Source organism: Kitasatospora sp. LaBMicrA B282, from assembly GCF_050325825.1.
GTDB lineage: Bacteria > Actinomycetota > Actinomycetes > Streptomycetales > Streptomycetaceae > Kitasatospora.
Map to the genome: position 1 here is coordinate 1 of NZ_JBNQTI010000243.1, position 9317 is coordinate 9317.

Genomic DNA, 9317 nt, shown 5'->3' on the forward strand with positions numbered 1-9317 from the left:
GGTGGGGTGGCTCCGGCGGTGCGCCGGGGCCACCCCACCGCGGGTTCCGGCCGCGCCGACGCCCTCAGGTGCGCAGCTGAGCGCGGAGCAGGGCGTCGAAGGCGCGGGCGCCGGCCAGCCGGCGGACCTGGACGAGCAGCCGGGCCGCCGGGGTGACCACGTAACGGGTGCGCGGGTGGCCGGCCAGCACCGCGTGCTCGATCACCCGGGCCACCGCCTCCGGCGGCGCGGCGAGCAGGCGGTTGCGGTAGCCCTGGGCCATCAGCTGCGCCATCGTGCCGTTCAGCGCCGCGTAGGGGCCGGTCGGCACGGCCGAGTCGGCCAGCGTGCCGGCCGCCGTGCCGCCGAATCCGGTGCGGATCAGTCCCGGCTCGATCAGGCTGACCCGGATCCCGAACGGCGCCACCTCGAACCGCAGCGCGTCGCTCAGCGCCTCCAGCGCGTACTTGCTCGCGTGGTAGTAGCCGCCGACCGGGAAGACCAGCCGCCCGCCCATCGAACCGACGTTGACGATCCGGCCGCGGCCCGCCGCCCGCATGCCCGGCAGCACCAGTTGGGTGAGCCGGGCCGGACCCAGCAGGTTGGTCTCGAACTGGCGCCGCACCTCGGCCAGGTCGGTCTCCTCGACGGTGCCGTACGCGCCGTAGCCGGCGTTGTTCACCAGCACGCCGACCGAGCCGTGCGCCTGCTCGACCCGCTCGACGGCGTCGGCCATCGAGGCCTCGTCGGTGACGTCCAGCGCCAGCGTGCGGGCGCCCGCCTGGGCCAGCTCGGTGAGTGCGGCCGGGCGGCGGGCGGTGGCGTAGACGGTGAGTTCGCGGCGGCGGGTGAGCCGCTGGGCGGTGGCCTGGCCGATCCCGGACGAGGCGCCGGTGATCAGCACGGCGGTGGTCGGCAGGGCGCTGACCGACAGCGCGCCGGCCGACAGGACGGTGGTCATGGCGGACCTCCTCGGGACCGGACCTGCTCGGGATCGGACCCGCTCGGGGCCGGACCTGCTCGGGATCGGGCGGGCTCAGGGCCGGGCCAGCCGGCGCTCGCCGGCCGCGCCGGTCTCGTAGGCGAGTTCGTAGTGCGCGAAGACGGCCGGCTCCTGCTCGGCGGCGAGCACCCCGTCGGTGTCGATCGACGGGGCGCCGCGCACCTGGCCGCGCGGGTAGTGGACCTTGAGGTAGCCCGGTCCGACCGTGGCCCCCTCCAGCGGGACGAAGACCAGGCGGCGCCGGGTGGGCAGGCCGACGGTCACGGTGGCGAAGGCGGGCGCGTCGGTGCGGGTGTCCACGTAGAGCGCCTCCAGCGGCCCGATCCGTCGACCGCGCTGGTCGAGCACCGGGTGGCCGCGCCACTCCCTGATGTCCTCGGCTTCGATCACCGGGCGAACCTCCTCGCAACGGACGACCGTTCCATCGTCACGCGCGGCCGGCCGGTCGGCGCGGGGAAGCGGGGCGGGGGCCGGGGTTCAGTACGGGAGCGGGCGGCCGGACGGGGTGCGCAGGTCGAGCGGCGGGCGCGGGCGGGACTGGGCGGGGCGCTTGGTGAGCTGGAGCCGGGGCACGATGGCCACCTCCTCGGAGGCCGGAAGGACGGTCACCGGCCACGTTCGCGCGCCCGCCGTCCCGGGGCCCAGAGGCCGCGGTCCCGGATCGGGCGGGGAGGCGGGTCGGGCCCGGCCGGGACGGGTGACTCGGCACGGCGTTCGGCCAGGTGCCCGGACCAGGTGCCCGGCCCGGGCGCTCGCGCCGGTCAGAAGAGCGCCTGCTGGCTGCCCTGGTCCTCCGGGCGGCGGCGGTCGACCAGCCGCAGGCCGGCGCACTCGGCGTCCTGGGCGGGGGCGAGCAGCCAGCCGGTCAGCCGGCGGGTGTCCAGCAGCAGCGGCTGCGGGCCGGTCGCGGTGTCCAGGAAGAGGTGCCGGCCGATCGGGGCGCGCAGCGAGCCGGTCAGTGTGGCGCCGTCGGCGAGCGCGGCCACCTCGCGGTAGGCGGGCGGGGCGTCGGCGGTCAGGCCGAAGAGGGCGCGGTGGTCGACCAGTGGCTCGTCCGGGGCGAGGTCGAGGTCGTGGCCGGCCAGCAGCGCCAGCGCCCGGCGGCGCCCGGCGGTCAGCTCGGCCTGCGCACTGCGCTGGTCCGGCAGCCGCCACCAGCGCTCGACCTTGGTCCGCACCGGGTAGCGCTCCCGGGCCAGGCCGCTGGCCGACACCGTCAACTCGGCCCGCCGCACCGCCGGGAGCGAACCGCCGGCCAGGAAGGTGAAGGCGAGCGCGCCCTGCTCGACCAGGCGGTTGGTACCGCGCTCGGCGGCGGTCAGCCCGACCTTCAGCAGGCAGGCGCCGAACCAGGCCAGGTAGAGCCGGTAGCGGCGGCCGTCGTCCGGCATCTGGTCGCGGGCCAGTCGCAGCCCGAGGTCGGCGCTCTGGCAGGCCGGGCACTGGCTGCCGGTGCCGGCGGGGTCCACCTCGGCGCGGTGCGGGCAGGGGCGATGCCCGACCGCGCTGCCGAGCCAGGCGCCCACGCAGCGCCGGGGACCGCTCACCCGCCAGCTGATCCGCTCGCCGGCGGTCAGTTCGCGGGCGGCCTGCCGCTCGCCGCGGGTGGCCTTGAGGAAGGGGCGGGCACCGTCCCAGTGCAGTCCGCCGGCCAGCCAGCCGGTCATCGGGGTGGCTCCGCCTCTCCTGTCGGTGTGCCGGAGGCGGTGCCGCTGCCCCGCCCCGGGTGTCCTGCAGGCTACCCGGTACCGGCGGCGCGGTGGGACCGGACGACCCGACCGCGGGGGAACCGCCGGTGCCGCTGCGGCGTTCTGAGCAGCGGGAGCGTGCCGCGCGGGGGCGGTGCGCCGGACGAGACCATCCAGGGAGTCACCGTGACCTGCTTCTTCGATCCCGCCCACCCGCCGGCCGGCGCCGAGGTGCTCTGGTCGCCGCAGTGGGGCGTGCCGCGGCCGGTGCAGGCGTGCGCCGCGTGCGCCCAGCGGGTGCGCAGCACACCGCCGCCGTACTACGTGCCCTCGGGCGCCGCGCAGTCGGGCTACGGGCAGTCGGGCTACGGACAGTCGGGCTACGGGCAGGACCAGGACCGGTACGGCCGGCCGGGCCAGGGCTACGGCCAGTCCGGCCACAGCACCGCCGCGGTGGTCGGGGCCGGGGTGGCGGGCCTGGCGGCCGGGGCGCTGCTCGGCGAACTCCTCGACGACGAGCCGCGGGTGATCGAGCGGACCTACGTCTACGAGGAGGACGACGGCTTCTTCGACTTCTGATCATCTTCGCTGCCTGATCGACCGTCGGCCTGCTACGCTGCAGTCATGAGCTTCCAGAAGCACGCTGTTGCGTCAGCCACGACGACGCCGGACCACGTCCCGGCGCGCTGACAGCTGCTTCTGTCCGATCAAGCCCCGGGGCGAGTGCCCCGGGGCTTTGTCGTGCGGGCACTCGTTCCACCATCACGAGGAGTGCCCGCCATGAGTGACCACCACCTGCTTCCGTCCGACGCCGCCGCCGACCAGCTGCCCGACCACCGCAGGCTCGGCCGCGAGTTGGAGCTGTTCGACACCGATCCGCTGATCGGCGCCGGGCTGCCCTACTGGTTGCCGGCCGGTGCTGCGGTGCGGCACGCGCTGGAGGAGTACGTGCGCGAGGTGGAGCGGCGCGCCGGCTACCGCCACGTCTACTCGCCGGTGCTCGGCAAACGCGAACTGTACGAGCTCTCCGGGCACTGGGCGCACTACCGGGAGGACATGTTCCCGCCGATGGAGCTGGGCGGCGACGAGGTGGTGCTGCGGCCCAGTCTCTGCCCGCACCATGCGGTGATGTTCCGCTCCCGCTCCCGCAGCTACCGGGAACTGCCGCTGCGGCTGGCCGAGTTGGGCGGCATGTACCGGTCGGAGCGGTCCGGCGTGCTGGGCGGACTGACCCGGGTCCGGTCGATCCAGCTGAACGACGCGCACATCTTCTGCACCCTGGACCAGGTCGCCGACGAGGTCCGCGCCGCGCTCGGGCTGATCCGCGAGGCCTACCGGGCGCTCGGCATCGAGGCCGCCCGCTACCGGCTCTCGCTGCCCGGCGAGGGCGCCAAGTACGTGGCGGACCCGGAGATGTGGCGGCGGGCCGGTGAGCTCCTGGTCGGAGCGCTGGACGAGGCCGGCATCGAGTACCAGAGCGAGCAGGGCGAAGCCGCCTTCTACGGTCCCAAGATCGACGTGCAGATCGTCGACCCGGCCGGGCGGGAGGCCACCCTCTCCACCATCCAGGTCGACTTCCACCAGCCGGCCCGGTTCGACCTGCACTACATCGGTGCGGACGGTGCCAAGCACCGTCCGGTGATGGTGCACCGGGCGGTGATCGGCAGCGTGGAGCGGGCGATGGCGCACCTGATCGAGCAGCACGCGGGGGCCTTCCCGGCCTGGTTGGCGCCGGTCCAGCTGGTCGCGGTGCCGCTCGGCGGGGACGAGGTGGCGGCCGCCGCCGAGTTGGTCGAGCGCTGTCTGGCGGCCGGGCTGCGGGCCGAGTTGGTGCTGCCGGAGGAGGGCAGCCTCGGGGCGCGGATCCGGGCGCACCGGCTGGTGCCGTACCAGGCGGTGATCGGTCGGCGCGAGGTCGCGGTGGGCTCGGCGGCGCTGCGGCTGCGGGACGGGCGGCGGCCGGGCGAGTTGCCCGTGGCGGAGCTGGTGGAGCGGGTCGGCGCCCTGGTGGCGGCCCGGCAGGTGGCGCTGTGGGACGAACCCCGGGAGCAGGCGGCGGTGTCGGGTCAGCCACGCGCTGGTCGCCGGGATGCCCGGGCGATGATCTGACGAAACGTCAGTTCTGCTGCGGGTGCGGCGAGTCGGCGGGTCGATCGACGGTGCCGGGTGCAACGGTGGGCGGCAGCAGCGGAGCTGTCGCCCACCCGTGAACCCGTGAAGGGAAGTGCCGTGCTCACCACCGACTTCGTCCCCGGCTCGCCGTGCTGGTTCGACCTCGGCGCCCCCGACGTGGACGCCGCCGCCGCCTTCTACGGCGCCGTCTTCGGCTGGGAGGCCGAGGGCTTCGGCGACTCCGACTTCCGGATGCTCAAGCTGGGCGGCCGGTTGGTCGGCGGCCTCGGCAAGCTCACCGAGCAGGGGGCCCGGTCCGCCTGGATGGTCTACTTCCACACCCCCGACGTGGCGGCCACCACCGAGGCCGCCCGACGGGCCGGCGGCTCCGTCCGGATGGCGCCGCCCGAGGAGATGCCGGAGGGGCGGCCGGCCCAACTGACCGACCCGCAGGGCGGACAGTTCGCCGTCTGGCAGCCCGGCACGGTGAAGGGCCTGGAGGTGACCGACGAGCCGGGCGCACCCTGCTGGGCCGAGCTGTACACCACCGACGCGGCCGCCGCCCGGCAGTTCTACGGCGGACTGTTCGGCTGGCAGACCAGCGACGTGCCGATGCCCGGCGGCGAGGGCGGCTACACCCTGCTCACCCCGGCCGGTCTGCCCGCCGAGCGGATGTTCGGCGGCCTGCTGGAGCTGGCACCGGGCGACCTGCCGCTCACCGGCGGACTGCCCTACTGGCACCCGGTCTTCACCGTGGCGGACTGCGACGCCACGGTGGCCGCGGTCACCGCCCACGGCGGCAGCGTGCAGATGGGCCCGGTGGACGCCCTGGACATCGGCCGGATGGCGGTCTGCCTCGACCCGGCCGGCGCGGACTTCGTGCTGCTCAAGCCCGTGGCGCGGTGAGCCGGGCGCCGGTCGACCGGCCGTGCGGCGTCGGCCGACCGGCGCGCTGTCACAGGCCCGGCTCCAGGTGGGCCCAGGGGCGTTCGGCCTCCAGCTGGGCGGCGAGGGCCAGCAGGGTGCCCTCGCTGCCCAGCGGGCCGACGAACTGGACGCCGAGCGGCAGGCCCGCCGGGGTGCGGTAGGTGGGCACGCTCATGGCCGGGCGGCCGGTGACGTTGGCCAGTTGGGTGTACGGGGTGGCCGCGAGGTTGGCGATCACCGCGCGCTGCCAGGGCTTGGTGCCGGCGAGCCGGCCCAGCAGGTTCAGCCGGTGCAGCACCCGGGCCACCGCGCGCACCGGCGCCGGGGTGTCCAGCTCGCCGATCCGCACCGGCGGGCGGGCCAGCGTGGGGGTGAGCAGCAGGTCGTAGCGGGCGTGGAAGGCGGCCAGTTCGCGGTTGTAGGTGTTCCAGCGCTGGTAGGTCGCGTAGTACTGCGGACCGCTCATCGCGCGGCCGGCGGCGGCCAGCAGGTGGGTGTCCAGCTCGAAGCCGTCCGCTCCGGCGCCGGTGGTGCGGCGCACCTCGTCGACGGTGTGGGCCAGTTGGACGCACCACATGGCGAGGAAGTCCAGGGCCAGCTGGTGCTCGTCGATGCCGGTCGCGGCCGGCTCCACCTGGTGCCCGAGCCCGCTGAGCAGCTTGGCGGCGTCCTCGACCGCCGCCACCGCCTGCGGGTCGACCGGGGTGCCCAGCGGGGAGCGGGTGGTGAACCCGATCCGCAGCCCCTGCGGGGCCCGGCGGGCCAGTTCGGCGTAGGGCAGGCCGGGGCGGGCGGTCTGGAAGGGGCTGCCGGGGTCGGGGTCGGCGGTGAGCACGTCCAGCATCGCCGCCGAGTCGCGCACGCTGCGGCTGAGCACGCCGTCGGTGGCCGCGCCCATCAGGTGCTCGGCAGCCGCGGGGCCGGCCGGGACCAGTCCGCGGCCCGGCTTGAGGCCGAACAGCCCGCAGCAGGCGGCCGGTATGCGGATCGACCCGCCGCCGTCGTTGGCGCCCGCCATCGGCACCACGCCGGCGGCGACGGCCGCCGCCGAGCCGCCGGAGGAGCCGCCCGGGGTGCGGCCGAGGTCCCAGGGGTTGCGGGTGGGGCCGTTCGCCTCGGGCTCGGTGATGCCCTTGGCGCCGAACTCCGGGGTGTTGGTCTTGCCGAAGACCACCAGCCCGGCCGCCTCCCAGCGGCGGACCACCTCGCTGTGTTCGGCGGCCGGTGCGGCGGCCAGCGCCCGGCAGCCGCTGCCGGTGGGCAGCCCGCCGTAGTCCTGCAGCAGGTCCTTGACCAGGAACGGCACCCCGGCGAACGGCCCGGTCAGCGGCTCGGCGGCGCGGGCCCGGGCGAGCTGGTGCATCGGCCGGACGATCGCGTTGAGCCGGCCGCCGACCGCTTCGGCCCGGGCGATCGCGCACTCCAGCAGTTCGGCGGCGGTCACCTCGCGGGCGGCGACCAGGCCGGCCAGGCCCACGGCGTCGTAGCTGCGGTACTCCGGGTACTCCACGGGCGGGGCCTCCAAGGCGAGGTGACGGGGTGTCCGCGACGGACCGGGCGGCTGCGAGGGGCCGGTTCCGGTTGCCGGGGATCCTATGCGTGACCGCCCCCGGTCAGGAAGGGGTCACCCGTGCACCGGAGCGCCGTCACCCGTGCACCGGGGCGTGGTCGACCGGGTGGGCGGCCGGCGGATCCAGCAGCGCCAGCTCCAGCCCCTGCAGCCGGGCCGGGTCGGCGATCACCTGGTAGCCGGCGATCCGCTCGCCCACCACGGTGAAGGTGAGCACCAGGCGCAGCCGCCCGTGCGGCGCCACCACCGCGCCGACCGCGCCGTCCACCAGGACGGCCGCCGCGAACCGGGCGCGCCGGCCGAAGACCATGGTCTCCCGGGCCACCGTCAGCGCCCCGCGGGCCTGCAGCGCGGCGCCGGCGGGCAGTGCTGCCGGGTCGGCCCGGCGCAGCACGTCGGGGGCCAGCACGGCGAGCAGCGCGGGCAGGTCGCCGCCGCGCGAGGCGGCCAGGAAGGCCGCCACCACCCGGCGCTGCCTGGCCAGCTCGCGCGGCGGCGCGGCCGGCACCCCGCGCACCCGCTGCCGGGCCCGGCTGGCGAGCTTCTTGGTGGCGACCGGGGACCGCTCGACGATCGGGGCGATCTGCTCGAACGGTACGGCGAAGAGGTCGTGCAGCACGAAGGCGACCCGCTCGGCCGGGCCCAGCCGGTCCAGTACCACCAGCAGGGCGCGGCCGACCGACTCCAGCAGCAGCGCCTCCTGCTCCGGCCCGGCGGGGGCGGCGCCGGCGGCGCGCCTGGGCTCCAGCTGCTCGCCCACCAGCTCCTCGCGCCGGGCGGTGCGGGTGCGCAGCTGGTCGAGGCAGAGCCGGGAGACCACCGTGCGCAGCCAGGCCGCCATGTTCTCGATCCCGACGCCGCCGGCCCGGTGCAGCCGTATCCAGGCCTCCTGCACCGCGTCCTCCGCCTCGGCGGCCGAGCCGAGCATCCGGTAGGCGACCGCCAGCAGCTGGTCGCGTTCCTCCTCGAAGCGGGCGGCCAGCTCCTCGTATGCGTCCATCGGTCACCTTTCCGCGGTCGGATCCGTCCGTCAGGTTGACGGATCCGAGCGCGGAAAGGTGACCCGGCCGGATCATGCGTGCGGGGTACGGGGGTCCGGTCGGCCGCCCGTCACCCTCGCCGGGGCCGCTGCCCGGGCCGGAGCCGGCAGCCGGGAGTGTCGGCCGCAGGCGTCGGCGGCTCGGGCTCCAGGGCGGAGGTCGCCAGGTCGGCCGGCTGCGGGACCTCGCCGAAGTCGGGATCGTCGGCCTTCACCGGCAGCCGGTCGATCACCGCCTCCAGCGCGGCCGGCAGCCGCGGTGCGAGGCCGCGGTGGCAGCGGGCCAGGATGTCGCGGCGCACCGCGTCCGGCAGCAGCGGCTGGCTGGAGTGCAGCGGGCGCGGGGGCGCCGGGTGGCTGCGGGCGGCCAGGTCGCGCGACCAGGCGAGCCAGTAGTCGGCGTCGCTCGGCTCGCCCAGGTGCAGGTGGTGCAGGTGCAGGCAGTAGGCGGAGATCCGGCTGCCGGAGCCGGCCGCGAACCGCCACCAGAACTCGGCGCCGTCGGTGCGCCCGCCCGCGTAGAGCAGGGCGGCGAACACCTCGGCGCCCTCGGGGTGGATCTGCCGGCTGTTCACCAGCAGGTCCAGGCCGCGGGCCGACTCGGGCGCGTCCAGGATCAGCGCGACCAGCAGGCCGAGTTCGAAGCGGGCCTGCTCGTGCTCGGAGGGCAGGTTGGCCGGGGCGGCGGTGAGCCGGGCCTGGCGGGCGGTCTCGATCAGCTCCTCGTAGGGGCGGCTGGGGGTGGGGAGCGCCCGGGTGGGCTGCGCGTCCGGGCGCTCGGCCGCGGGGCCGGCGGGGCGGTCGACCGGGCCCGGGTGCGGCCCGGACCCGGGGCCGCCTGGGTGTGGCGCCAGGGCGTCGCAGCCCGGCAGGCCGGGCCGGTCGGGGGGCAGGCCGGGCAGAGGCGCCCCTCACCTCCCGGACGGGGCGGCTGGCCGGGCAGGGGGGCTGACCCCCCCCCACCTCCCTCCCGGACGGGGCGGCTGGCCGGGCGGGGGG

Annotated in this window: 10 protein-coding genes; 3 read left to right on the top strand and 7 right to left on the bottom strand. The window is 76.5% G+C overall.

Going from position 1 to position 9317, the window contains the following annotated elements; all coding sequences use genetic code 11:
* Positions 1-64: 64 nt before the first annotated feature.
* The 4 genes from ACQRUO_RS36640 to ACQRUO_RS36655 form a co-directional block, all read right to left on the bottom strand.
* Positions 65-940, bottom strand: a complete 876-nt coding sequence (locus ACQRUO_RS36640) for an oxidoreductase (protein ID WP_428320498.1) — start codon at positions 938-940, stop codon at positions 65-67.
* A 75-nt stretch (positions 941-1015) separates the two neighbouring features.
* Positions 1016-1372 carry a PRC-barrel domain-containing protein gene (locus ACQRUO_RS36645; protein WP_428320499.1) on the bottom strand — a complete coding sequence of 119 codons (357 nt, stop codon included), beginning with the start codon at positions 1370-1372 and terminating at the stop codon, positions 1016-1018.
* Between the two features lie 87 nt (positions 1373-1459).
* Positions 1460-1591: a hypothetical protein gene (locus ACQRUO_RS36650; protein ID WP_428320500.1), complete on the bottom strand. Its 132-nt coding sequence runs from the start codon at positions 1589-1591 to the stop codon at positions 1460-1462.
* A 152-nt stretch (positions 1592-1743) separates the two neighbouring features.
* A complete protein-coding gene (locus ACQRUO_RS36655) occupies positions 1744-2649 on the bottom strand; it encodes a DUF2797 domain-containing protein (RefSeq protein WP_428320501.1) in 906 nt (301 codons plus the stop codon).
* Between the two features lie 207 nt (positions 2650-2856).
* Between ACQRUO_RS36655 and ACQRUO_RS36660 the strand changes: the two genes are divergently transcribed.
* From ACQRUO_RS36660 to ACQRUO_RS36670, 3 genes are all read left to right on the top strand, one after another.
* The gene (locus ACQRUO_RS36660; RefSeq protein WP_428320502.1) at positions 2857-3249 is read left to right on the top strand and encodes a hypothetical protein; all 393 of its coding nucleotides are present in this window, start codon (positions 2857-2859) and stop codon (positions 3247-3249) included.
* A 201-nt stretch (positions 3250-3450) separates the two neighbouring features.
* On the top strand, positions 3451-4779 hold the full coding sequence (gene thrS, locus ACQRUO_RS36665) for a threonine--tRNA ligase (protein WP_428320503.1): 1329 nt from the start codon (positions 3451-3453) through the stop codon (positions 4777-4779).
* Between the two features lie 120 nt (positions 4780-4899).
* Positions 4900-5688, top strand: coding sequence for a VOC family protein (locus ACQRUO_RS36670; RefSeq protein ID WP_428320504.1), 789 nt, complete (start codon positions 4900-4902; stop codon positions 5686-5688).
* A 49-nt stretch (positions 5689-5737) separates the two neighbouring features.
* Here the strand turns inward: ACQRUO_RS36670 and ACQRUO_RS36675 are convergent, their stop codons facing one another.
* From ACQRUO_RS36675 to ACQRUO_RS36685, 3 genes are all read right to left on the bottom strand, one after another.
* A complete protein-coding gene (locus ACQRUO_RS36675) occupies positions 5738-7219 on the bottom strand; it encodes an amidase (protein ID WP_428320505.1) in 1482 nt (493 codons plus the stop codon).
* Positions 7220-7355: 136 nt separating this feature from the next.
* On the bottom strand, positions 7356-8279 hold the full coding sequence (locus ACQRUO_RS36680) for a sigma-70 family RNA polymerase sigma factor (RefSeq protein ID WP_428320506.1): 924 nt from the start codon (positions 8277-8279) through the stop codon (positions 7356-7358).
* A gap of 110 nt (positions 8280-8389) precedes the next feature.
* Positions 8390-8893, bottom strand: a complete 504-nt coding sequence (locus ACQRUO_RS36685; RefSeq protein WP_428320507.1) for a hypothetical protein — start codon at positions 8891-8893, stop codon at positions 8390-8392.
* Between the last annotated feature and the right edge of the window lie 424 nt (positions 8894-9317).

What these genes read in the sequence shown, in the direction of transcription:
- ACQRUO_RS36640 (WP_428320498.1), bottom strand. Translation starts at nt 940, where the DNA reads ATGACCACCGTCCTGTCGGCCGGCGCGCTGTCGGTCAGCGCCCTGCCG.
- ACQRUO_RS36655 (WP_428320501.1), bottom strand. Translation starts at nt 2,649, where the DNA reads ATGACCGGCTGGCTGGCCGGCGGACTGCACTGGGACGGTGCCCGCCCC.
- thrS (WP_428320503.1), top strand. Translation starts at nt 3,451, where the DNA reads ATGAGTGACCACCACCTGCTTCCGTCCGACGCCGCCGCCGACCAGCTG.
- ACQRUO_RS36680 (WP_428320506.1), bottom strand. Translation starts at nt 8,279, where the DNA reads ATGGACGCATACGAGGAGCTGGCCGCCCGCTTCGAGGAGGAACGCGAC.